The sequence below is a fragment of the Streptomyces sp. NPDC101152 genome (assembly GCF_044768275.1).
In the GTDB taxonomy this organism is placed as follows: Bacteria; Actinomycetota; Actinomycetes; order Streptomycetales; family Streptomycetaceae; genus Streptomyces.
This window is the reverse complement of record NZ_JBIWPO010000061.1, coordinates 1-20,891: the sequence shown is the minus strand read 5'-3', so window position 1 is coordinate 20,891 and position 20,891 is coordinate 1. Positions and strand designations below refer to the sequence as shown.

Below are 20,891 nucleotides of genomic sequence, written 5' to 3'. Positions count from 1 at the left end.
AGTTCAGCGAAATCTGGCGACGACACGAAGTAGACGTCACCCACCACCACGACCTGAAGCGCTACCTGCACCCCGAACTCGGCGAGCTCGAGATGTACGCCGAGCGGCTGGTGGACCCCGACGCGGCCCAGGAGCTGCTCGTCTTCTCCGCGACGCCCGGCTCCCCCAGCCACGAGAAACTCCAGCTCCTGACCGCCATGCGGGAGTAGCCCGCCGGGCTTCCTCAGAACACCGCGGCGCTCGGTTGTCCACCGTCTCGTGTCCCTGTCTGCCGCATCGCGCGCTTAACCACGGACAAGTTGTCCGGGGTTAAGGAGGCCCTTCATCCGGGTTCCATGCGACGACATGCTTGATCAGTCGAACACGGGAGGCTGTCATGGACCAAGTATTGCTGGCCGACTTCCTCCGGGCGCGTCGTGAGGCGCTGCAGCCGGAGGACGTCGGGCTTCCCCGTGGTTCCCGTCGCCGTACCGGCGGGCTGCGGCGGGAGGAAGTTGCTGCGCTGGCCGGTATGTCGGCCGACTACTACGGCCGGATTGAGCAGCAGCGCGGTCCCATGCCGTCGGAGCAGATACTCGCCTCACTCGCCCGAGGACTGCACCTGAGCCTGAAGGAACGGGACCACCTCTTCGAACTTGGCGGATACCCCGCGCCACGAAGGGTCCTGCGTGGCGATCACGTCAGCCCCGCCTTGCTGCGCGTTGCCGAGCGGCTTTCCGACACCCCCGTCATGGTGTTCTCCCGGTTTGGCGAAACACTGTTGCAGACTGCTCCGGCGGTCGCCCTGTTCGGCGACTACACCCACTTCACCGGCATGTCACGCTACTTGGCCTACCGCTGGTTCACCGACCCGGCGCAGCGCGCCGTCTATCCCTCCGAGGACCACGCACTACGCGGCAGGGTCTTCACCGCCGAACTGCGGGCGGCCTACACCGCAGACCCTCAAGGCCGGGCCAGCGAGATCGTCGACGCCCTGCTGAAAACCAGCCCGGAGTTCAGCGAAATCTGGCGACGACACGAAGTAGACGTCACCCACCACCACGACCTGAAGCGCTACCTGCACCCCGAACTCGGCGAGCTCGAGATGCACGCCGAGCTGCTGATCCATCCCGAACAGAGCCAGACGGTACTGGTCTTCGCGACCACGCCCGGCTCTGCAAGCCACGAGAAACTCCAACTTCTGGCCGCCGTGGGCGGCTAAGTTCACCGGCTGCCGGCCGGCACACACCACACGATTCTCGCTTCGAACCCGAAGTACAACCCAAAAGTGCTTCGAACTCGAAGTATCTAGGACCTAGTGAAAGTGAGATCCGAAATGAAGGCTGTGCGTTTCCATGAGTACGGTGACCCGAGCGTCTTGCGCTTGGAGGATGTGGAGGTTCCCGTCCCCGGCGTGGGTGAGGTCCGGATCCGGGTGGCCGCGACGTCGTTCAATAGCGTCGACGGCAACATCCGTGGCGGTTTCATGCAGGGCCCGATCCCGGTGGTGCTGCCGCACACTCCGGGGATCGACGTTGCCGGCACCGTCGATGTGCTGGGTGAGGGCGTGGAGGGTCTCGCGGTGGGTGAGCGGGTTGTCGGTTTCCTGCCGATGGACAAGCCCGGTGCTGCCGCCGAGTACGTCCTGGCCCCGGCCGCGGTCCTGACGGCGGCGCCGACGAGCATCCCGTTGGCCGATGCCGCCGCGCTGCCGCTGGTGGGGCTGACCGCGTGGCAGGCGCTGTTCGACCATGCCAAGCTGAGGGCGGGACAGCGGGTGCTGATCAACGGCGCGGGCGGAGCGGTCGGCGGCCATGCCGTGCAGCATGCCAAGAACGCCGGCGCCCACGTCATCGCCACTGCCAGCCCGCGCAGCAGGGAGCAGGTCAAGGCGGCCGGTGCCGATGAGGTCATCGACCACACCACCACCAGCCTGAGCGACGCGGTGAGCGAGCCGGTCGACGTCGTCCTCAACCTCGCCCCCATCGCCCCCGCGCAGCTGGCCGCGCTGCCCGCCCTGATCCGTCCCGGCGGAGTGCTGGTGAACACCACCGTGTGGATGCCCGCCCCCTCCGACGAGGAGCGCGACGTGCGCGGCATCGACCTGTTCGTCAACAGCGACGCCGCCCAGCTGGCACAGCTGGTTGCGCTGGTCGACTCCGGCCAGCTGCGCGTGGATGTCGCCGAACGGGTACCGCTGGCCGACCTGCCCGGCCTGCACGCCCGCGCCGCCGACGGCGCCGTGCACGGCAAGGCCGTCATCGTCGCACCCACCGCCTGACCCCCATCCCCCTCATTCCCGAAACCCCCAAGCAGGACAGCGAGGAAAACAGCCATGTCACTCAGCCTGGATCCCGAGATCGCCGCGGCTTTGGCCCCGATGACCGGCGCCATGGCCGGCATCACACCGCCGGCGGTGGGCGACGTCGCAGCGCAGCGCGCCCTGTGGGAGCCGATCATCGGCGCCGCGTCAACCGCCCAGCCCTTCCCCGACGACGTGAAGACGAGCGAGTACTACGCGAGCGCCGCCGACGGCACACAGATCAAGATGCGCTGGTACACCAAAGACAGCGCCACCCCGGGCTCCGCGGTGGTGTTCTTCCACGGCGGCGGCTACATCTTCGGCCACATCGACCTCTTCGACGGCCCCGTCGCCCGCTACGTCTCCGCCAGCGGCGTGCCGATGCTGTCGGTCGAGTACCGCCGCGCCCCCGAACACCCCCACCCCACCCCCCTCGAAGACGCCTACACCGCCCTGACCTGGCTCCACGAACAGGCCACCGGCCTCGGCGTCGACCCCGCCCGGATCGGTGTGATGGGCGACAGCGCCGGCGGCGGCCTCGCTGCCGCCGTGTCGATCCTCGCCCGTGAACGCGGCGGCCCCGCCATCGCCCGCCAGATCCTCATCATGCCCATGCTCGACGACCGCACCGGACCCCCCGACCCCCACATCGCCCCCTACCTGCTGTGGTCTCACAACGACAGCCTCACCGCCTGGCCCGCCCTCCTCGGCGACGCCGTCGGCGGCCCCGACGTCCCCGCCACCGCAGCCCCCGCCCGCCTCGACGACGCCACCAACCTCCCTCCCGCCTACATCGAAGTCGGCCAGCTCGACCTCTTCCGCGACGAAGACACCGCCTACGCCACCAAACTCACCCACGCCGGCGTCCCCGTCGAATTCCACCTCCACCCCGGCGCCCCCCACGAATTCGACTCCATCGCCCACACCTCCGACGTCGCCCACCGCGCCATCACCGACCGCACCCGAGTCCTCAAATCCATCTGAAGCCGCGGCCACCGGTCTGCTGACGCTCAACCCCCCTTATCCCCAGCCAAATCCCCCACGCAAAGGACGGATCACAAGACCCTCTGGACCCCCATCACCGTCGGCGCGCTCGAGCTGCCGCACCGCCTGGCCATGGCACCCATGACCCGCGACCGCTCCCGCCCGGACGGCGTCCCCACCGACCTCAACCGCGCCTACTACCGCCAACGCGCCTCCATGGCCCTCATCATCACCGAAGGCACCCAGCCCTCCGACGACGGCCAGGGCTACATGCTCACCCCCGGCATCTACACCGAAGCACACATCGCCGGCTGGCAAGAAGTCACCAACGCCGTCCACGCCGCCGGCGGACGCATCGTCGTCCAGCTCATGCACACCGGCCGCATCTCCCACCCCGACAACACCCCCCACCACCGCCAGCCCGTCGCCCCCTCAGCCATCCAGCCCAAGGGCGCCATGTTCACCCCCACCGGCCTGCAGGACATGCCCACCCCCCGCGCCCTGACCACCAACGAAGTCACCAACGTCGTCCAGGAATTCCGCCACGCCGCCTCCGCCGCCATCGCCGCCGGCCTCGACGGCGTCGAAATCCACGGCGCCGACGGCTACCTCATCCAGCAATTCCTCGCCGGCAACACCAACGAACGCACCGACCGCTACGGCGGCACCATCAAAAACCGCATCCGCTTCGCACTCGAAGTCACCACCGCCATCGCCGACGAAATCGGCCCCGACCGCACCGGCCTGCGCCTCTCACCCGGCAACCCCTACAACGACCTCACCGAACACGACACCCACGACCTCTACCCCGCCCTCATCACCGCCCTCGCCCCCCTCAACCTCGCCTACCTCCACCTCATCCACGCAGGCGACGAAAACCTCACACACAAACTCCGCCGACTGTGGCCCACCACCCTCCTCCTCAACCGCCCCGGCGCCGACCTCGACACCCGCATCACCGACCTCGACACCGGCCTCGCCGACGTCATCACCGTCGGCACCACCGCACTCGCCAACCCCGACCTCCCCCACCGCATCCGCACCAACGCACACCTCAACCAAGCCGACCCCGCCACCTTCTACGGCGGCGACCACCACGGCTACACCGACTACCCCACCCTCGCCACGACGTCGGTCTGACAAGCACTTCCGACAGGACAATGACGATGTCCCCCGACAGCGTGATCACGGTGCTCGGCGCGACCGGCACCCAGGGTGCCGTCGCACGAGCACTGCTAGCCGACGGCGCCTTCACCGTGCGGGCGGTGACGCGGGACGCCACGTCGCCGAAGGCACAGGCGCCGAACTCGGAGCCTGACCGGCTGCCCGGCGACTCACAGGAGTCCCCATGACCAGTACCGACAACACCCCGTTCAACCCACCCGGAACCCCCGGCTACGCCGAAGCGACAGCCTCCTTCCAGCTCGCGGCACCGGTCGATCCGGCCGGAGCGTTCACCGCCCGCTCGATCGACGACGTCGTCCGCGCCGTCGCCGTGGCACGCCACGTGAGCCGGCCACTGCTGCTGAACACCACCGGCCACGCGATGGGCCGAACCGCACCGTTGACCGACTCGCTGGTGCTGCACCCCCTCCTCGACCAACCCCTCCGCGTCGACCCGGACACCCGGACGGCCCGAGTGCCTGCCGGGAAGACCTGGGGCGACATCCTGCCCGAGATCACCCGCTACGGACTCACCGCGCTGCACGGCTCGTCCTCCGGCGTCGGCGTCATCGGCTATCTGCTCGGCGGCGGCATCAGCTTCTACGGCCGCCGTTTCGGCCTCGCCGCGAACTCCATACGCTCCCTCACCGTCGTACTGGCCGACGGCGACGTCGTCGAGGCGAGCGGCACGCACCGCCCTGATCTGTTCTGGGCCCTGCGCGGTGGCGGCGGCGGGTTCGGCGTCGTCGTCGAGGCACAGATTGACCTGGTCCCCATGCACCGCGTCCTCACCGGCATGACGGTCTGGGACCCCGCCGACGCCGCCCGGCTGGCACCGGCCTGGCAGACGTGGGCGCGCGACGCCCCACCGGAGATCACCACCAGCTTCCGCATGCTGTCCCTTCCACCCCTGCCCGGCCTCCCGCCATACCTGGCCGGAAAGCGTGTGATTGCCCTGGATGGCGCGGTGACCGCATCGGCCGAGTCCGACCTGCCTGCCGCCCAGCGCATCCTGGACGAGATGCTGTCCCCACTGTCAGCGCTCGCCCAGCCCGTGGCCGACACCTGGGCGGTCGCTTCACCGCAGGCCTTGCCGCTGACCCACCTGGACCCGCTGCAACCGGTGGCCTTTGAGTCGGACTCCGCGTTGATCCAGGAGATCGACACGAGCGACTGGGCGAGAGCACTGGAGGCCGGACCGAGCCTGACGGCGTTCGAACTGCGCCAGCTGGGCGGGGCTTTCGCCGTGCCCGCATCGAACGGCGGAGCACTCGACCACCTCACAGCGCCGCTTCTGTATCACGGGGTCGGCCTGGCAGGTGAGGAAACCGCGCGAGACCTCAAGGCCGTACGAGCCGCCATCCAACCCTTCGTGACGGGATACACGGCGCCCAACTTCGTCGACCACTTCACGCAGCGCCAGCGAACGTACGACGACCGCACCCGTGTCCGGGTCGAGCGCGTACGCCTCGCCGTCGACCCGACCGGCCTGTTCGCCGGCGATGCCGCTCCGACCCGTGACTGAGCATGAACGTCGCCCGCCGCACCGACCGCGTACACGCCTTCAAGTCGCTCGAACCGGCATCGAGCACATTCATGCTCCCGCGCGTCGGGCTGGCCAACGGCGGCAGGCGACAACCGCACGCTCTTCCGAACCATGACGTCGGGTTCACCGACGAGCCGACTGTCACGGGTGCGCATGGCTGTATCGCGCGGCGGCCGTGATCGCCGCCATGCAAACGGCCGTTCGCAACATGCTTCTCGCTCCGTGCTCCTTTCTGCCTGTCCACCTTTGACCACGACAAAGAGGTCCCCGCATGATCCCCGAACCTCTCAATCCGGCCAACACCACCGTCATCCTCATCGACTACGCCGTGGGTTTCGCCAACCTTCTGCGCTCCCACAACCTCACTGAGCATCTCAACAACGTCGTCGGTCTGGCGAAGACGGCGAAGTGGTACGGGAGTGGCCTGGTGGTGACCAACGGTGAGTCCAGCAGGCCGTCCGGCCCGCTGTATCCGGAGTTGCTGGAGGCGATCGGTGACCAGCCAGTCATCGAGCGCACGGTCGACTTCAACTCCTTCCTCGACGAATCGTTCGCCCAGGCGGTCCGGGCGCAGGACCGGGAGAATCTGGTGATCGCCGGCATCGCCACCGACGGGTGTGTGCTACAGAGCGTGTTGGGTGGCCTGCGTGCGGGCTACCGCGTGCACGTGGCCGTCGACGCCTCCGCCAGCCCCTCTTTGGAGGCCCACAACACGGCGGTGCGGCGCATGGTCCAGACCGGTGCGGTCCCGGTCACCTGGTTCTCCCTGGCCGCCGAGTTCCAGCTCGACCCCAAGTTCCACGACGCCCCGCACCGCATGCGCCTCATGCAGGAGAACGTGCCGTCCATGGCCATGAGCGCCCGGTCCTTCGTCAACGCTGTCGAACTGGGCAAGCGCGCGGCCAAGGCCGTCTGACCCCCTTGGGGGTGGGCGGCGGCCCGGTCCCACCCACCCCCACCCTGCGGGCCCGCCCCCGTCTTCAGGAAGGGGATTGCCTTCGACAACACCCCCTTCCCGCACTGGACCCGAGGAGATGACCAACTGATGCCCAGCGCACACCTGACCGAAATCCAGTCCATCCCCACGTCCGGTGCACGAGGCGTCGACCCCTTCGACCTGGACGGCATGCATCTGCTTGCCGTACCTCAGCTCGCCTATGACATGCCGGGCACTCCGGCGGACATGAACGAAGGAGACAGCGACACGGATCTGCTGCTGCTCAAGCGAGGCGAGCAGGGATACGAGCTGTTCCAGCGCGTACCGGCGCCAGGCGGCGAGGACGCCGAATTCTTCCGCATCGGCGATCGTGCCTTCCTGGCTATGGCCAGCATCCGTACTGGCAAAGGCCCTTACCGGTATGCCGCCTCGTCCCATGTCCTCGAATGGCACGGCACATCCTTCGCCGAGTTCCAGTCCTTCGACACTTTCGCCGCCAAGCAGTGGAAGCATTTCACGATCGAGGACCGGCACTTCCTGGCCCTCGCCCAACGGGTCGTCCTTCCGGAACAGGAAGCCGACAACCGGCATTCGCAGATCTTCCTCTGGGACGGTGAACGCTTCGCCCACTTCCAGGACATCGACTCGCGATGGGCCTACAACTGGCACGCCTTCACCGTGGACGGTCACCATTTCCTCGCGCACGCCGAGCACATGGGCCCGTCGCTGCTCTACCGCTTCGACGGTGAAGAGTTCCGGCCCCACCAGGAGCTGGCCGACCGGCACGGCCGGGCGTTCGCGCACTTCACCGCAGACGGCGACTTCTTTTTGCTGGTGGCCCGGCTGCAGAGCGACTCGCAGCTGCTGCGCTGGGACGGCATGCGTTTCGTCGCCCATCAAACGCTGCACGCCCGGGAGCACGTGAGTTCGCCGTCGTGCCGGGTCTCCACGAGAGCTTGTACGTCGTCCGCGTGAACTTTGTCCTGGGCACACCAGCAGAACCGACCACCGACCTCGACTCCGAGATCTATCAGTGGCGAGACGGGCGGCTGGTACTGACGGAGATCTTCCCCACGACGGGCGCCACCGACGCCGCCGTGCTCGGAACCATCATCCACATGATGATCGCCACGTTCTTCCTCACCGGGTTGGACATCTCACGCCGGATCATCAGCTGGTTCCGTGAGCAGGAGATCGACTGGAGCAGGGCCATGGTGGTCATCGCCGGCAAGCAGGGGCGTCCCACCGCCGGTGTCACCTGGAACACGAGTACGAGCCGGTGGCCTCCATCCCCACCACCGTGACGCCCTCGGCCAGCAGCCAGTCCCGCATCGCCAGCAGCCCCGACGTCATGACCGGGAACGTCCTCACCTCCCCGCGGCGCCTTATCCCCTTCCCGTGTCCCGGGACTCGGATGCACACCTTCACGTCCGCCTTGCTGATGTCGATCCCGGCGCAGCGTTCATAGACGACGTCCACCGCCGGCCTCCCCTTCGTACGTCCCAAACGGGGCACGACCGTCCGGCGGGGCCCAGGAGGCGAAAGATTCTGATGCGCGTGCTCGAAGAGACACTTCCGAGCGCCTGACGAGCGGGGCCCCGGCGTCCTGCTGATTGACGGGCTCGGGCACGCCAAGTGGCCACGACGTCGGCCGGACAGCCGCACCCGATTTTCCCGCCCTCGGGGCGACGGCGACAGGCGTCCGGCTTGCTGATTGGCCTTCTGCTCAGCCACGAGCAGCCGATGGTCTATATCACCGGCCTGGCTGTGCACCAGGCGTGACGGCCTGCCGCGGCCAGGGCAAGACGAACGAAAAGGACACGTTTGTCATCGCCGACCAGGCGCGCATGCGCCAGGGCCTCGGTCTCCTGCGGCCCGGCGACGAGATAGCCGTCGACCTAGGCACCCTGACTGCCCGGCGCCCCGACCTGGCCAACGACCGGACTCGCCAGACCAACCTGCTGCGGGCTCAACTGCTGGAATTCTTCACCGCAGTGGAGCGAGTGCTGAACCTGAGCAAGAAGGGTCTGGTCATGCTGCTGATCGGCTACCAGACGCCAGCCGCGATCCGGCGCGACGGGGCCAGGCGGATCGGAACTACCGGAGCCCGACGATCAAGACGGAGGCTCACTGTCCAGGGGTGCTTGCGCCTCATGCCGAAGGGGCAGCGAGACGCATGTGCGTGTGCCACGCCGCGCCCCCGTGATCCGTGTGCGGCTCAGCACGTCCGGAGCGTCGCCAGATAGGTGGACACCAGTGTGCGGGCCCAGTCGGCGGAGGCGGGCTCGGGGGTGAAAATGGCGCGATAGTAGAGCGGGCCGAGGAGGAAGTCCGCCGTGGTCTCCACGTCGGGTGCCGTCCCCCCGCGGTCCTGTTCGCGCCGGATGATCGCGCCGAGCTGGCGGTGGCGGTCCTCGACGCAGGCGCAGCCGCCTGCCGGGCCGGAGCCGATCGTCGCCCGCATGAGGGCAAGCGTGTCCGGGTCGGCGACGTCGGTGGCCACGTCGGCGAGCCAGCGCTGGAGGTCGCCGGCGAGGGAGCCCGAGTCGGGGACGACCAGGTCGTCGGTGAAGCGGCTGTTGGCGACGTCGTTGAGTAGCTGGGCGGTGGACCCCCAGCGCCGGTACAGGGTGGTGGGGTGCACGCCGGCGCGCGCGGCCACAGCAGGCAGGGTCAGTGTCTCCGCTTCCTCCTCGGCGAGGAGTTCTGCGACGGCGCGGTGGACGGCCGCCCGCACCTTCGCGGAGCGGCCGCCGGGACGTACTTGGGGCGACAAGTCAGCCATGGGGAAATTATCGCACCGATCATTGCGTTAGTGGTAGCGTCCTAAACGCATCGATCACTGCTTTTGGAGTCGCGTCGTGTCCGGTCCCGCCCCGTCCCAGCTCCAGCCCTCCATGCCGCCCATCGACGGGGCGACGTCACCGGAGGAGAGGCGACGACGGCTGAGCCGTCCCGTCGCCTTCGCCTCCCTCGCGGTCGTCTTCGTGCTGTTCATGGCCGCCTCCAGCGCGCCCTCCCCGCTCTATGTCGTCTACCAGCAGGAATGGCACTTCTCCGCCACCACCCTTACAACGGTCTTCGCCGTTTACGTGCTCGGCATGATCGGGGCGCTGCTCATCCTCGGCGCCCTCTCCGACCACCTCGGCCGCCGTCCGGTCCTACTCTCCGCGATCGCCCTCGAAGCGGTCTCGATGGTCCTGTTCCTCACCGCAGGCGACGTCGGCCTGCTGCTGACGGCACGCTTCATCCAAGGCATCGCCACCGGGGCCGCCATGACCACGCTCGGCGCCGCACTGTCCGACCTCAACCCCGCGCACGCCCCGCACCGGGCTGGCCTCGTCACGGGCACCGCGCCCACCTTGGGACTCGGACTGGGCTCGCTCGGATGCGGGCTCCTCATCGAGTACGGGCCGCACCCCACCCGCCTCGTCTACGTGCTGCTGCTCCTCGCCCTCGTGGTGGCCGGCGCCCTCCTGTCGGCCCTGCCCGAGACCTCGCTGCGCCGCCCGGGGGCCCTCCGCTCGCTCCAGCCCCGCCTGCGGGTCGCCCCCCACCTGCGGGCCGACCTGCTGAGCCTGGTCCCGATCCTCATCGCGAGCTGGGCGCTCGGCGGCCTCTACCTCTCGCTCGGCCCGTCCGTCGCCGTCGGTCTGTTCGGTCTCTCCAGCCACGTCGTCGGCGGACTCGTGGTCACCCTGCTCACCGGCCCCGCCTTCCTCACAGCCCTCGCCCTGCGCGGCTGGCCCGTCGGACGGACCCTCGCCGTCAGCGCGACCCTGCTCCTCGTCGGCACGGCCGTCGCCCTGACCGGTGTGGAGGAGCACTCCCTGACCGCAGCCGCCCTCGGAACCGCGATCGCGGGCGTCGGCTTCGGCGGCTCCGCCCTCGCCAGCTTCGGCACCCTGGCCCGGATAGCCCGCCCCGCCGAACGCAGCGAGCTGCTCTCCGTCGCCTTCGTCATCTCCTACCTGGCCTTCAGCATCCCGGCCGTGATCGCCGGCATCGCCGCCACTCACGCCGGCCTGCAGGACACGTTCGTCACCTACGCGGCGACGGTCGCCGCCCTCTGCGCCCTCGCCCTGCTCGCCCAGCACCTGCGCGCGACCCGCACCCCCGCCACCGGAGGCGTTACCCAGGTGTGAGGAACCGTCCGGGAACCGGTCGCCGCGGTCCGCTAGAGGCCGCGGCGACCGCGGTGCGTCGGACGTTCGGCTGCCGTCCGCCCGGTCCCAGCCCAGCCCAGCCGGGAGGCGTGCGCCACGCACTGGTTGTGCACCCGGTGTCGGCGTACAAGGTCATGCGCAGAGGTCTGTACAAGATCACGGCATCCTGTTCGTGCTGCATACCGGGATCGCCTGGGAACATCTGCCGCAGGAGCTTGGCTTCGGTTCGGGGATGACGTGCTGGCGGCGCCTGGCCGAGTGGACCGGGGCAGGAGTGTGGCCTCGGCTGCACGAGGTCCTCGCCGTCAAGCTCCGCAGCGCGGACGCCCTGGACTTCCCCCGTGCTGCGGTCGACGGCTCTCCCATCCGCGGCCGAGGGCCTGCTCAACTACACCCGCCTCGACGACCCCGAGGACGTCGTCTGCACCACCCAGGGCCGCCCCATGTGCCCCGACGACGAGGTACGGCTGGTCGACGAACTCGACCAGGACGTTCCCGACGGCGAGCCGGGCTCCCTGCTCACCCGCGGTCCCTACACCCCGCGCGGCTACTACCGGGCGCCCGAGCACAACAAGCGGGCGTTCACCGAGGACGGCTGGTACCGCAGCGGCGACATTGCCGCCGTACGCCGGAGGGCAACCTCGTCCTGGAGGGCCGGGACAAGGACATGATCAACCGAGGTGGGGAGAAGGTCTCCGCGGAGGAGGTGGAGAACCTCGTCTACGAGTTGACCGACGGCGTCAGCCAGGTGGCGGCCGTGGCCATGCCCGACCCGGCGCTGGGCGAGCGCGTCTGCCTCTACGTCGTAGCCGCACCGGGACACCCCGCTCCGACCCTTGACGCGATCCGCGCCGCCATGGATGAGGCCGGCGTGGCCCGTTTCAAGCTGCCCGAACACCTCGTGTCGGTGCAGGAGTTGGCCGCCACGAAGGTCGGCAAGATCGACAAGAAGGCGCTGCGGGCGGACATCGCGGCCCGCATCGGGAGCGGTACGTCATGACCGACCGACATGACCTGAGCGCCACCCTGTCCTGGATGAGCGAGGGCACTGCCCTGCTGCTGGGCGTGGCGGACCGCCTGGCCGACCCCGACCTGCGCGCGCCCAGCCGCCTCCCTGACTGGACCCGCGCCCACGTCATCGGCCACGTGGCCCGCAACGCCGAGGCCCTCGTCCGCCTGGCCACCTGGGCGCGTACGGGCATCCCCACCCCGATGTACGCCGACCGCGAGCAGCGCGCCGCCGAGATCGACTCCTCGACGGCCCTCCCGCCCGACGTACTGCGGGAGCAGCTCAAGTCCACAGCGGCCGGAACTGGAGGCCGCCCTTGCCGCCCTCGATTCCGCCACCTGGCAGACAGAGGTCAAGAGCGCTCTGGGGCGCACCATCCCCGCCGCCGAGATCCCCTGGATGCGGGTGCGGGAGGTATGGCTGCACGCCGTCGACCTGTCATCGGGAACGACCTTCACCGACCTCCCCGCCCCCCTGATCGACACCCTCATCGACGACATCACCATCACCCTCTCCACCCGCCCCGACTGCCCACCGGTCCGCCTCGCCCCGACCGACCGACACCGCACCTGGGAGTTCGGCCCGCCCACGGCCGAGGCACCGGTCGTGGTCGAGGCACCGCCCGCGGAACTGCTGGCCTGGACGACCGGCCGCGCGAGCCGGGCCGGGCCGGTGGCACTGCCGGCCTGGCTGTGACGGGCTCACCACACGAAGGGTCGGCCTGCGCGCGCTGCGGTGACTCCCTACGCCGCGTCCGTATCAAACGCAGTCCACCGGCCGGGCGAGCGGATCAGGGCCACGACCATCGCCCAGCTCACCCACACCGCGGTGCCCACCAATCACGTCCTGGAGGTGTTCGAGGACCTGGAGATCTTCCTCGACGACCGGGCCGACTCGCTCGACCGGTGGTGCCAGAAGCACTTTGCCTTCCTGGCCCCGGACATCCGGGCGGAACTGGACACGTGGATCGGGCTCCTGCGGCCCGGGACTTCCCGCCTCAGGCCGCGGGCCCGGTCCACGGTCGTCACCCCTGCTCAGGTTTGTCCTGCCGTTCGTCACCGGGTACGGCGGAAAGTACACAACTCTCCGTCAGGTCCAGCGAGATGACCTCGCCGCCTGGGGCCGATCGGCCTCACCGGGCCTACGAGGCCAGTGCCCTGCGGTCGCTGTTCGGGACGCTCAAGGCTGAGCGGCTGATCTTCAGCACCGATGCGCGGCATCAAGGGCGGCAGGCTCGCCACCACGAGCCCCGCCTCGCTCACCGCGGAGGAGGTGGAGGCGGTCGCTCAGGCTGCACTGCAGGATCCGGCCCCGCGGGTGGTCGTCGCCCTGTCCGGGATCCATTCGGCATCGAGAGTCTGTACTGCCGCCCGGGAATGGGCTGCGTGAGAACGTCGCGGAAACCGATCAGGTCAGCCGGGTCACCGAGTAATCGAAGGTAGTCCCGGTGACGGTGTACGTGGCCGTCTGACCGTTGTCGCAGTAGGACACGTAGGAGCTGCCGAACTCCTTGGTCCCACCGACCGCCTCCACATACGGACGGACATCGGTGTCCTTCGGCCATGCCGTGGTGGACAGGTCGATGACCCTGGTCTGGTTGATCGGGTACTCGTCGGTCGGGGCCGCCTGTTCACCGGTGCGGGTGGTGGGGGCCCAGGTAAGTACGAAGCCGGCATTGTTGACGACAGCCACCTTCTGCACGCAAGGATGGGCCTGCGCGGGCGCCGCCGCCGCGGTGACCGAGGGCAGGGCGGCCATTGCCGTCACGCTCGCCAGGACCGCGGCCGACCGGCGGCCTAACAGGGTCCGGTTCATGATCGAAACTCCCTCCCGGCCGGGGCCGTCCCAGCCGACGACCGCCGAGTTACCCGACGTTCCATCAGGAAACCTGTGTTGTCCATGAGTTGAGGGAGGCTGGCGAGGCCCATCGCTCCCCGGGCCGCCGTCTGTAATCCCGCGCCGGAGCGGGCCACCCACGTCTGCCGCCCCGCCATGGGTCGTCCCAGGGCTTGGAAGGCCTTCCCCGCTGGGAGCACGCACTGTCAGGCACGCGTGGTACTGCTCGGCCAGGGTCAGCGGGTCAGGCCCGTGATCTGGGCGAGGGCCGGGCTGCTACCGGAGAGCATGTTCGCGCCGGGTCCGGTGACGCCGGTGCCGGTCACGAAGGTGCTGAAGGTGTTGCTCAGGTCCTCCCAGGCGATCACCACGCCGCCGCCGGCAGCCGGGGCGATCGCCGGACCGGTTCCGGGGTGGAGGCCGGTGGACGTCACGGCGACGCCGGCCGGGGTCAGGCTCTGGACGGTGCCGTCGGCACCGCTGACCGCGATGTCGATCTCGCCGGAGGGCAGTGTCGCGATGGCCGGGCTGGTGCCCGCGGCGGCGGTCAGCGGGGTCGGGAAGGTCTGTGCGTGGGCGTAGTCGGCGGTGCGGATGCTGTGGTCCGTGGCCTGGTAGACGATCTCGTAGGCGTCCTTCTGGTTCGGGACGAAGGTGATGGCGGGACTCGTCCCCGGTGCGACCGCTGCGTGCGGGGTGCCGAACCCGCCGAAGCCGGTCACCGGATCGAGGACGGACAGATTTCCGTTCTGGTCGACAAAGGCGATCGCGATGCCGGCGGAGGTCAGGGTCAGGCTCGGGCTGCTGTTCTGCGCCATCCCGTAGCCGGCGCTGTGTCCGCCCGCGGTGGAGGAGTAGGTCCACAGGACGCCGTTGTTCGCCTGGAACGCCACGGCGTAGCCGCTCGCAGTGGTGGCCGTGATGCTGGGACTGGTTCCCGCCGCCATCCCCAGGCCGGTGTCGGTCGCGGTGCCGTCCGGTGCCATCACCCACAGGTCGCCGTTCGTGCCCTGGTAGGCCAACTCGTAGTCGCTACCGACACTGGCCAGCGCGACCCGGGTGCCGGACCTGACCGGGGCGCCCGTGCTCCGGGCCTCGGAGTGGATCCGCATCTCGGTCGCGGTACCGCCGGCGTCGGCGAAGGCGATCGCCGCGCCGCCCAGGCCGTTCACGGTGAACGCCGGCTCCACGGTGACGGACCGTTCATCCAGTTCGGTCTCGCCGAACCGGGTAGTGACGCTCAAGGTCCAGGTCGCCGTGCCCGGGTCGGACTGCGTGATCGTGACCGTGCGGCTGCCGGACGCCGGGACCGCTTCGTCTCCGGTGAAGCCGGGGCCCGAGATGCGCTCGGAGGTGATCGACGGATTGCAGCCTGCGATGTTGACGACGTGCCAGCTGACGTCCACCGTGTCGCCGGATGTCACGGTGGACGCGCTCACCATGACGTTGCCCGCCGGATCGCAGTCGGCCCTCACCGGCGCTGCCGCATGTGCGGGACCCGCCCCAACCGCCGGGCTCCCGGCTGCCAGCACCAGAGCGGTGGCGGCGAGATGGCGTCGCGCCCGTGAATTACGCATGATTGTCCTCCTGTTGATTCGTCGAGGGTCGTGCGGCCCGCCGCGAGTCGTGCTTCACATTCGGGTTCAGTGGGAGAAGTACGGGTCGAGGACGGTGACCTCGGTGATCTGGTCGGCCGGCAGGCCGGACGCGTCGGCTGCCTTGCGGATGGCGTCCGGGGACGGCCACGTAGTCCTTTTTCTGTCCCCAGCCGCAAAGGGCTTCACGGGCGCAGTGCCCTTGGGCTGCCGGGACACGGTCTTCTCGCGGTTGAGGTGGCCATAGACCGCGGAGTGGGGCGATCTGCGGCTTGTTGCGTGTCAGTGCAGTCCGCTGTAGGCGGCCATGATGATCTCCATGCCGCGGTTGTCGTCTTGATGGTCCCGGTCGATCATCTGGTTCATGACGTAGGCCACCGTCATGCGTGAGTCGGGGTCGCTGGCGACCAGCGAGCCGCCCCAGCCGCCCCAGCCGAAGGTGTTGCCGAATTTGCCGAAGCCCACCGTCCAGCACATCGGGGTGCCCAGCACGCGGTCCTCGCCGCGGAACATCTCCTGCCATGCAGGCTGGCAACCCTTGGGAGACAGCAGTCGCACGCCGCCGGCCGACCCCTGGTTCGCCAATACCGACTGCACAAGTGCGACGGAGCGGGCGTTGCCGAAGCCGTTCACCGCAGGGATCTGCGCATGGCGCCAGGCCGGAGAGTTGGCGTCCTTGACCCTGATCGCCACGCCGGTGTTCTCGCGGCGTGTGCCATCCGGTCCGATGGGTGCGCTGGCGGCGTACTCGTCGGTCAGTGACGGCGGCGGGATGAGCGGTGCGATCCGGTGGTCATGTTGGGGAGAGAGGCCGATGTGGAAGTCCGCGCCGAGCGGTTTGGCCACCTCTTCGGCAAAGAACGTGCCGAGAATGCGGCCCGTGACGCGGCGGACGATCTCACCCGTAAGGAAGCCGAAGGTGAGCGCGTGATAGCCGGCTGCCGTTCCCGGCTCCCATTCGGGTGCCTGCGCGGCCAGCCCTGCCGTCACGTCCTCCCAGTCGTAGAGCTCCTCGACCGTCGTCGGCCCGGACAGGTCCGGCAGTCCCGCAGTGTGCGACAGCACGTGCCGTACCAGTACGTTCTCCTTACCGGCCGCGGCGAACTCGGGCCAGTAGGCGGCGACCGGCGCGGACAGATCGAGCTCGCCCCGGTCGGCCAGGATCAGCGCGCACAGGGCGGTCATGTTCTTAGTCGTCGAGTTCACGCCGGTGAGGGTGTCGCGCTCCCATTCGACGGAGCGGTCCGCATCGGCGTACCCGCCCCAGAGGTCGACCACCGGCTCGCCGTCAACGTAGACAGCCGCCGAGGCACCCACGTCGTCGTTGCTGAGCAAGGCTGCCAAGGCCTCCCGGACAGGCTCGAACCGCGGCTCGCAAGACCCCTTAACATCAGTCATGGGCGTAAGCCTCAGACAACGCCAGGCTTCCTGCCCGACAATTCCCGCACTGGTTCTGTCTGGCCGGGTGCGATCGCGTCTTCTCTACTCCAGCAAGTGGCCTGACGGCGCGCGGTCGGGCCGTTGGTCGACCTCTTCTTGTTTTGGCCCACGGTCGGCCGATGGCCAGGTCGACGCCCAGACCGCGCGGGTGATCGCCAAGGCGCCGGGCGCGGCGAGCGACTAGCGGCTGCGTACGGCGGTGGAGACGCAGAGGGAGGAAGGACGGATAGGCGTGCTGGAGAGGCTGAATCAGGCGCTGGACCATTTGGAGGCCTGCCTGGACCGGGAGGTCGACATGGCGGAGGTGGCACGGGTTGCCGCGGTGTCGGAGTACCACTTCCGGCGGCTGTTCTCCGCACTCGCTGGGATGCCGCTCCCGGTCTACGTGCGGCGCCGGAGGATGACGCTCGCCGGGGCGGAGGTGCTGGCCGGGGACCTGACCCTGCTCGACATTGCGGTCCGGTACGGGTACGGCTCGGGCGAGGCGTTCGCGCGGGCGTTCCGATCGGTGCACGGCATCGGGCCGAGCGAGGCCCGGCGTACGGGTGCGGTGCTCACCGCACAGCCGCGCATGTCCTTCCGTGTCGTCGTCGAAGGGAGCACGATCATGCGCTACCGGATCGTGGAGAAGGAGTCGTTTCGGGTCATCGGCAAGAAGGCCCGCCTTCCGCTCGTGCCGGAGGGGCTCAACACGGCCGCCGTGGCCCACATGGAAAGCCTGGACAAGCTGGCGATCGTGCGGATGAAGGAACTGGCCGGCCACGAGCCGGACGGGATCTTGTCGGCGGTGGTCTACCTGACCGACAGCCGGGAAGAGGGCGCCGAGGCGGACTACTGGATCGGCGTGGTGACCGGCCCCGAGACGGCCGCCGAGGAGCTCGACGCCCTCGACGTACCGGCCGGGACCTGGGCCGTCTTCGACAACCACGGGCCCTACCCGAGTGCCCTACAGCAACTGTGGCGAGACGTGTTCACGCAGTGGTTCCCCTCGAACCCGTACACGAGCCGGACAGGTCCAGAGCTCCTGCGGACGCAGCCAGTGGAGGTCGGCGCGGAGACCGACTCCCAACTGTGGATCCCGGTCGAGCGGAGCAGCGGGAGCTGCGAAGCTTGAACGCCGATACCTGTTCCTCGGAGTTCATATGGGCGGTCCGTCCTTCGACCGCCTCGCCGGAGGGAACGGAGCGGCGTTGTCGACCGGGTGCTCAGCTTTCTGGCAGAGCTTGACGACCAGCAGCGCGACGCCGTGACCAAGGTGATCGGCGACGCGCTGGCCCATGACACGCTCGTCGCAGGTGGGCGCTACCTCGGGCAGTTGTGGCTGCGTGACGCCGAGACCACAGCCTGGCATGTGCTGCTCGCCAGGCGCCGGCTGCACGAGACAGGGGACGACCGTAAGCGATTCTTCGCGTCGTGGGGCGACACCTGAGAGGTACGTCCGTGGGTTGTGACGAGGCCCCAACCCGGCAGCTCGAGTGCTGAGGTCGGGCGTCGGCGGTGGCTATCCGAGCCAGGTGATGGTCAGGACGGACAGGCGGTGCAGGGGCCGGTTCACCCAGTAGGTGAGGGACAGCTGACCGACGGAAGCGTGGCGGATGTCCTCGCCCTCGGGGTCCTCGGCGTTCCACTGTCGAAAGCCCCACGGGTCGCCGGCGGCGGCGTCCAGGACGTCCCACACCATGTCTTCGACGTGCTGGGGCAGGGTGTCGAGGACCTTCGCGGCCGGGGCGGAGAAGCGGACCGCGTACGGCTGTTCGGTCACCGGCGCCTTCCCCGCAGCTCCGCCATGTCGATGAACTCGCTGTCGTCGTAACCGGAGGCGACGAACGCTTCGACCGCCGGGGCGGCGGCGAGGCGGCCCTGCCAGACCTGGACGACCTCGTACAGCGGCGCGAGGGAGAACGTGCGCCGCGATTCCTCGAGGGCGGCTGCCCAGTCCCGCTCGAAGCCCGGCACCCAGGAGTCGGCGCGCGCGTCGGCGCGCAGCTGGGCGAGGAGTTCGGCCGGCGCCCCGGGCGCGGGTGCGTACGGCGTGAAGGGTGCGTGGTGGGGCTGCGCGCTCATCTGGTCCTCCCAGCGGGTCCTCACCTCAGGGTACGCGCGCCGGATCGCCGTCGATGCGGACATGAGCCAGATCCTCCCACCGAGTGGGCAGGGCGCGGGCGACGGCCTGGGCGTGCTCGCGCAGCGGCAGGTCTTGCTTGTCCCAGGTGGCAGCCACGTAGTTGAGGAGTTCGGCCGTCGCTCGTTCCGAGTCGCTCGGGTCGCTGATCAGCAGTCGGTCGGCAACGTCGGCGGCCGGGGTGGAGTGCTCCTGGTCGTCGACGGAGCGGTAGCCGGCGGTCAGCGTGAGGATGTTGCCGATACGGGTGAGCGCGGTCATGGTGTCGAGGTTGAGCGGTCCGAAGGACGGCTATTCGAGGGCGGCACGGATGAAGTGCTGGTGGTTGCCGATCGCGGCGACCACGGCGTCCCAGGCGTAGGCCACCCGCTCACCGTCGGGGTCCGGCTCCACGCCGGCAAGGGACAGCTCGAAGCCGGTGCCGCCGGCGTCCCGGAACCAGACCGTCTCGTCGCCGGGCGCGGCCGGGGCGACGAAGGTGATGTGCGGGCCGGAACGCAGCGCGTCGGCGATGCGGATAGCGGCGTCGAGCAGGGGGCTCTTGTCGCGGTCGAGGGGCCGGGTGCCGAGGCTCGATAGTTGTCACGGAGCGAAGAGACTGGCAGAAGCGGCAGGTCGAATCAGCCTGGTCGTCACCTGGGAAGCAGGCTGCTTGTCACAGCTGCTCAATCAGCAATGGTTCTGTCACAAGGTCGAGGCGTGACGCGCGACGGGGTCCGGGCGGTCCGGGTCTTGTGAAGGTCCCGGATGTTCCCCAAACTGACCGGATGGGGGGCACCTTGAAGCGGAGGGCGGCGCGGGCGCTGCTGTGGGCGGTGTCGTGCGCGCTGGCGATAGCCGTTCCGTTGGGGCTTTCGCTGCTGTCGCAATGGTTCGTGCTGTTCGTATGGCGTGAGGGGTACCACGATCCCCTCACCTTTCTCATATTCGGGTGCCTGCCGGTCTATCTCGGCGTGCCTGCGCTGATGTTCCGGTACGCCAAGAGGCACCGAACCGACCGGGCCGGCAAATGGAAGGTTGTGATCTGCTTCGTCGGCATTGTTGTGATCTTCGGCGGCTTGTTCAGCGGCGTCATGTTTGGCACGACGTATGGCGACCAGCAGATGCTGCACGACCGCGGGGTGACCGCCACAGGCGTGGTCACCAAGCTCGAGTACGTGAGGGGCGACAGCGGCTTTTCCGGAGTCGAGACCAATGTCCGTCTCGGCGACGGCAAGACGATCTCCATCTTCGCCGACGTCGATGGACACCCACAGGTCGGCAGCACCGTGCAGGTGACATCCGATCCTCTGGGAGGGGCTGATCCGCAGCTCGGCCCGCGGCCGCCCGCACCCGGCGCACGGGGTGAAAAGGTGTCCCTCGCGATAGTGATCGTCGGCCACATCATGACCGCGAGCAGTATCGTCGGGCCGCTCGGCGAAGCCGTCGACCCGCGCAGGCTGCGCCGTCGGCGTACCCCAGCCGACGGAAAGCCGTCGTACGAACTGGACCCCACCCCTGAGGGATGATTCAGATCCGCGTGATCAGCGTCGGACGCGGCCCCTGAGGCCAGACCGTGGGTCGCGGCGAGAGCGCGCCCCACGTCCAGGAACCACTGGTCCTGCGCGCTCCTGACGCCGAACTCGGCACCGCCGTACGACAGAGTTCAGCGAGAACGGGCAACCTTCCCCTCACCCACAGCGTCGCCGGGGACAACAAGCCTGCCCACGTGATAACTACTGACCTTTTCGGGTTGCGTTCGGGTGGTGACGTTGGGTGATCCCTGCGGTATGCCGGTGTTATGCGGTACGCGGATGGTGGGGGCCTGACTG

At 69.0% G+C, this 20,891-nt stretch carries 26 protein-coding genes and 3 pseudogenes; 20 read left to right on the top strand and 9 right to left on the bottom strand.

Annotated elements, in window-relative coordinates; translation table 11 throughout:
- From ACIRVK_RS40100 to ACIRVK_RS40055, 10 genes and pseudogenes are all read left to right on the top strand, one after another.
- A pseudogene (locus ACIRVK_RS40100) lies at window positions 1-209 on the top strand (transcriptional regulator); the annotation flags it as partial.
- A 167-nt stretch (window positions 210-376) separates the two neighbouring features.
- Window positions 377-1,201: a helix-turn-helix transcriptional regulator gene (locus ACIRVK_RS40095; RefSeq protein ID WP_404256177.1), complete on the top strand. Its 825-nt coding sequence runs from the start codon at window positions 377-379 to the stop codon at window positions 1,199-1,201.
- Window positions 1,202-1,315: 114 nt separating this feature from the next.
- Window positions 1,316-2,260, top strand: a complete 945-nt coding sequence (locus ACIRVK_RS40090; RefSeq protein WP_404256175.1) for an NADP-dependent oxidoreductase — start codon at window positions 1,316-1,318, stop codon at window positions 2,258-2,260.
- 54 nt (window positions 2,261-2,314) lie between these two features.
- Window positions 2,315-3,265: an alpha/beta hydrolase gene (locus ACIRVK_RS40085; RefSeq protein ID WP_404256173.1), complete on the top strand. Its 951-nt coding sequence runs from the start codon at window positions 2,315-2,317 to the stop codon at window positions 3,263-3,265.
- A gap of 93 nt (window positions 3,266-3,358) precedes the next feature.
- Window positions 3,359-4,405: an alkene reductase gene (locus tag ACIRVK_RS40080; RefSeq protein ID WP_404256220.1), complete on the top strand. Its 1,047-nt coding sequence runs from the start codon at window positions 3,359-3,361 to the stop codon at window positions 4,403-4,405.
- Between the two features lie 26 nt (window positions 4,406-4,431).
- Entirely contained in the window at window positions 4,432-4,617 is a 186-nt protein-coding gene (locus tag ACIRVK_RS40075) for an NmrA family NAD(P)-binding protein (protein WP_404256171.1), read from the top strand.
- Window positions 4,614-5,954, top strand: coding sequence for an FAD-dependent oxidoreductase (locus ACIRVK_RS40070; RefSeq protein ID WP_404256168.1), 1,341 nt, complete (start codon window positions 4,614-4,616; stop codon window positions 5,952-5,954). The genes ACIRVK_RS40075 and ACIRVK_RS40070 overlap by 4 nt, the downstream gene beginning before the upstream one ends.
- 292 nt (window positions 5,955-6,246) lie before the next feature.
- On the top strand, window positions 6,247-6,891 hold the full coding sequence (locus ACIRVK_RS40065; protein ID WP_404256166.1) for an isochorismatase family protein: 645 nt from the start codon (window positions 6,247-6,249) through the stop codon (window positions 6,889-6,891).
- Window positions 6,892-7,020: 129 nt separating this feature from the next.
- Entirely contained in the window at window positions 7,021-7,887 is an 867-nt protein-coding gene (locus ACIRVK_RS40060; RefSeq protein WP_404256164.1) for a hypothetical protein, read from the top strand.
- Window positions 7,884-8,216 (top strand): hypothetical protein, encoded by a 333-nt coding sequence (locus ACIRVK_RS40055; protein WP_404256162.1) that lies wholly within the window; start codon window positions 7,884-7,886, stop codon window positions 8,214-8,216. The genes ACIRVK_RS40060 and ACIRVK_RS40055 overlap by 4 nt, the downstream gene beginning before the upstream one ends.
- On the opposite strand, the gene ACIRVK_RS40050 is transcribed toward ACIRVK_RS40055, so the two are convergent.
- Complete coding sequence (locus ACIRVK_RS40050; protein ID WP_404256160.1) at window positions 8,167-8,391, bottom strand: hypothetical protein; 225 nt, start codon at window positions 8,389-8,391, stop codon at window positions 8,167-8,169. The two genes, ACIRVK_RS40055 and ACIRVK_RS40050, sit on opposite strands and share 50 nt — an antisense overlap.
- Before the next feature lie 368 nt (window positions 8,392-8,759).
- Here ACIRVK_RS40050 and ACIRVK_RS40045 point away from each other — a divergent pair, with 368 nt between their 5' ends.
- Entirely contained in the window at window positions 8,760-9,158 is a 399-nt protein-coding gene (locus ACIRVK_RS40045; RefSeq protein WP_404256218.1) for a hypothetical protein, read from the top strand.
- Here ACIRVK_RS40045 and ACIRVK_RS40040 read toward each other — a convergent pair.
- Complete coding sequence (locus ACIRVK_RS40040; RefSeq protein ID WP_404256158.1) at window positions 9,131-9,697, bottom strand: TetR-like C-terminal domain-containing protein; 567 nt, start codon at window positions 9,695-9,697, stop codon at window positions 9,131-9,133. The two genes, ACIRVK_RS40045 and ACIRVK_RS40040, sit on opposite strands and share 28 nt — an antisense overlap.
- 76 nt (window positions 9,698-9,773) lie before the next feature.
- Here ACIRVK_RS40040 and ACIRVK_RS40035 point away from each other — a divergent pair, with 76 nt between their 5' ends.
- The 6 genes and pseudogenes from ACIRVK_RS40035 to ACIRVK_RS40010 all read left to right on the top strand — a co-directional run bounded on the left by ACIRVK_RS40035 (window position 9,774) and on the right by ACIRVK_RS40010 (window position 12,783).
- Window positions 9,774-11,057, top strand: a complete 1,284-nt coding sequence (locus tag ACIRVK_RS40035; protein ID WP_404256156.1) for an MFS transporter — start codon at window positions 9,774-9,776, stop codon at window positions 11,055-11,057.
- Window positions 11,058-11,238: 181 nt separating this feature from the next.
- A pseudogene (locus ACIRVK_RS40030) lies at window positions 11,239-11,523 on the top strand (transposase); the annotation flags it as partial.
- Window positions 11,522-11,749 carry a hypothetical protein gene (locus ACIRVK_RS40025; protein WP_404256216.1) on the top strand — a complete coding sequence of 76 codons (228 nt, stop codon included), beginning with the start codon at window positions 11,522-11,524 and terminating at the stop codon, window positions 11,747-11,749. The pseudogene ACIRVK_RS40030 and the gene ACIRVK_RS40025, both read left to right, overlap by 2 nt.
- Entirely contained in the window at window positions 11,746-12,078 is a 333-nt protein-coding gene (locus tag ACIRVK_RS40020; RefSeq protein ID WP_404256154.1) for a hypothetical protein, read from the top strand. The genes ACIRVK_RS40025 and ACIRVK_RS40020 overlap by 4 nt, the downstream gene beginning before the upstream one ends.
- Window positions 12,075-12,377, top strand: a pseudogene (locus ACIRVK_RS40015) (maleylpyruvate isomerase N-terminal domain-containing protein); the annotation flags it as partial. The gene ACIRVK_RS40020 and the pseudogene ACIRVK_RS40015, both read left to right, overlap by 4 nt.
- A 13-nt stretch (window positions 12,378-12,390) precedes the next feature.
- Entirely contained in the window at window positions 12,391-12,783 is a 393-nt protein-coding gene (locus ACIRVK_RS40010) for a maleylpyruvate isomerase family mycothiol-dependent enzyme (protein ID WP_404256214.1), read from the top strand.
- 711 nt (window positions 12,784-13,494) lie between these two features.
- Here ACIRVK_RS40010 and ACIRVK_RS40005 read toward each other — a convergent pair.
- From ACIRVK_RS40005 to ACIRVK_RS39990, 4 genes are all read right to left on the bottom strand, one after another.
- A complete protein-coding gene (locus tag ACIRVK_RS40005; protein ID WP_404256152.1) occupies window positions 13,495-13,902 on the bottom strand; it encodes a hypothetical protein in 408 nt (135 codons plus the stop codon).
- Window positions 13,903-14,159: 257 nt separating this feature from the next.
- A complete protein-coding gene (locus tag ACIRVK_RS40000; RefSeq protein WP_404256150.1) occupies window positions 14,160-15,500 on the bottom strand; it encodes a hypothetical protein in 1,341 nt (446 codons plus the stop codon).
- Window positions 15,501-15,566: 66 nt separating this feature from the next.
- Complete coding sequence (locus ACIRVK_RS39995; RefSeq protein ID WP_404256148.1) at window positions 15,567-15,707, bottom strand: hypothetical protein; 141 nt, start codon at window positions 15,705-15,707, stop codon at window positions 15,567-15,569.
- A 93-nt stretch (window positions 15,708-15,800) separates the two neighbouring features.
- Window positions 15,801-16,916, bottom strand: coding sequence for a serine hydrolase domain-containing protein (locus tag ACIRVK_RS39990; RefSeq protein WP_404256146.1), 1,116 nt, complete (start codon window positions 16,914-16,916; stop codon window positions 15,801-15,803).
- A gap of 274 nt (window positions 16,917-17,190) precedes the next feature.
- Here ACIRVK_RS39990 and ACIRVK_RS39985 point away from each other — a divergent pair, with 274 nt between their 5' ends.
- Window positions 17,191-18,072, top strand: a complete 882-nt coding sequence (locus tag ACIRVK_RS39985; protein ID WP_404256144.1) for a GyrI-like domain-containing protein — start codon at window positions 17,191-17,193, stop codon at window positions 18,070-18,072.
- Window positions 18,073-18,159: 87 nt separating this feature from the next.
- Window positions 18,160-18,387: a hypothetical protein gene (locus ACIRVK_RS39980; RefSeq protein ID WP_404256142.1), complete on the top strand. Its 228-nt coding sequence runs from the start codon at window positions 18,160-18,162 to the stop codon at window positions 18,385-18,387.
- 72 nt (window positions 18,388-18,459) lie between these two features.
- Here ACIRVK_RS39980 and ACIRVK_RS39975 read toward each other — a convergent pair whose 3' ends face one another.
- Genes ACIRVK_RS39975 through ACIRVK_RS39965 form a run of 3 tightly spaced genes read right to left on the bottom strand, consistent with a single transcriptional unit; the run spans window position 18,460 to window position 19,341 of the window.
- Window positions 18,460-18,720: a hypothetical protein gene (locus ACIRVK_RS39975; protein ID WP_404256140.1), complete on the bottom strand. Its 261-nt coding sequence runs from the start codon at window positions 18,718-18,720 to the stop codon at window positions 18,460-18,462.
- A complete protein-coding gene (locus ACIRVK_RS39970; protein ID WP_404256138.1) occupies window positions 18,717-19,022 on the bottom strand; it encodes a DUF6247 family protein in 306 nt (101 codons plus the stop codon). The genes ACIRVK_RS39975 and ACIRVK_RS39970 overlap by 4 nt, the downstream gene beginning before the upstream one ends.
- Before the next feature lie 25 nt (window positions 19,023-19,047).
- On the bottom strand, window positions 19,048-19,341 hold the full coding sequence (locus ACIRVK_RS39965; RefSeq protein WP_404256136.1) for a hypothetical protein: 294 nt from the start codon (window positions 19,339-19,341) through the stop codon (window positions 19,048-19,050).
- A gap of 506 nt (window positions 19,342-19,847) precedes the next feature.
- Between ACIRVK_RS39965 and ACIRVK_RS39960 the strand changes: the two genes are divergently transcribed.
- Window positions 19,848-20,588: a hypothetical protein gene (locus ACIRVK_RS39960; RefSeq protein WP_404256134.1), complete on the top strand. Its 741-nt coding sequence runs from the start codon at window positions 19,848-19,850 to the stop codon at window positions 20,586-20,588.
- Window positions 20,589-20,891 lie beyond the last annotated feature (303 nt).

What these genes read in the sequence shown, in the direction of transcription:
- ACIRVK_RS40095 (WP_404256177.1), top strand. Translation starts at nt 377, where the DNA reads ATGGACCAAGTATTGCTGGCCGACTTCCTCCGGGCGCGTCGTGAGGCG.
- ACIRVK_RS40090 (WP_404256175.1), top strand. Translation starts at nt 1,316, where the DNA reads ATGAAGGCTGTGCGTTTCCATGAGTACGGTGACCCGAGCGTCTTGCGC.
- ACIRVK_RS40085 (WP_404256173.1), top strand. Translation starts at nt 2,315, where the DNA reads ATGTCACTCAGCCTGGATCCCGAGATCGCCGCGGCTTTGGCCCCGATG.
- ACIRVK_RS40075 (WP_404256171.1), top strand. Translation starts at nt 4,432, where the DNA reads ATGTCCCCCGACAGCGTGATCACGGTGCTCGGCGCGACCGGCACCCAG.
- ACIRVK_RS40070 (WP_404256168.1), top strand. Translation starts at nt 4,614, where the DNA reads ATGACCAGTACCGACAACACCCCGTTCAACCCACCCGGAACCCCCGGC.
- ACIRVK_RS40065 (WP_404256166.1), top strand. Translation starts at nt 6,247, where the DNA reads ATGATCCCCGAACCTCTCAATCCGGCCAACACCACCGTCATCCTCATC.
- ACIRVK_RS40060 (WP_404256164.1), top strand. Translation starts at nt 7,021, where the DNA reads ATGCCCAGCGCACACCTGACCGAAATCCAGTCCATCCCCACGTCCGGT.
- ACIRVK_RS40045 (WP_404256218.1), top strand. Translation starts at nt 8,760, where the DNA reads ATGCGCCAGGGCCTCGGTCTCCTGCGGCCCGGCGACGAGATAGCCGTC.
- ACIRVK_RS40040 (WP_404256158.1), bottom strand. Translation starts at nt 9,697, where the DNA reads ATGGCTGACTTGTCGCCCCAAGTACGTCCCGGCGGCCGCTCCGCGAAG.
- ACIRVK_RS40025 (WP_404256216.1), top strand. Translation starts at nt 11,522, where the DNA reads ATGTGCCCCGACGACGAGGTACGGCTGGTCGACGAACTCGACCAGGAC.
- ACIRVK_RS40020 (WP_404256154.1), top strand. Translation starts at nt 11,746, where the DNA reads ATGATCAACCGAGGTGGGGAGAAGGTCTCCGCGGAGGAGGTGGAGAAC.
- ACIRVK_RS40005 (WP_404256152.1), bottom strand. Translation starts at nt 13,902, where the DNA reads ATGAACCGGACCCTGTTAGGCCGCCGGTCGGCCGCGGTCCTGGCGAGC.
- ACIRVK_RS40000 (WP_404256150.1), bottom strand. Translation starts at nt 15,500, where the DNA reads ATGCGTAATTCACGGGCGCGACGCCATCTCGCCGCCACCGCTCTGGTG.
- ACIRVK_RS39990 (WP_404256146.1), bottom strand. Translation starts at nt 16,916, where the DNA reads ATGACTGATGTTAAGGGGTCTTGCGAGCCGCGGTTCGAGCCTGTCCGG.
- ACIRVK_RS39970 (WP_404256138.1), bottom strand. Translation starts at nt 19,022, where the DNA reads ATGAGCGCGCAGCCCCACCACGCACCCTTCACGCCGTACGCACCCGCG.
- ACIRVK_RS39965 (WP_404256136.1), bottom strand. Translation starts at nt 19,341, where the DNA reads ATGACCGCGCTCACCCGTATCGGCAACATCCTCACGCTGACCGCCGGC.
- ACIRVK_RS39960 (WP_404256134.1), top strand. Translation starts at nt 19,848, where the DNA reads ATGGGGGGCACCTTGAAGCGGAGGGCGGCGCGGGCGCTGCTGTGGGCG.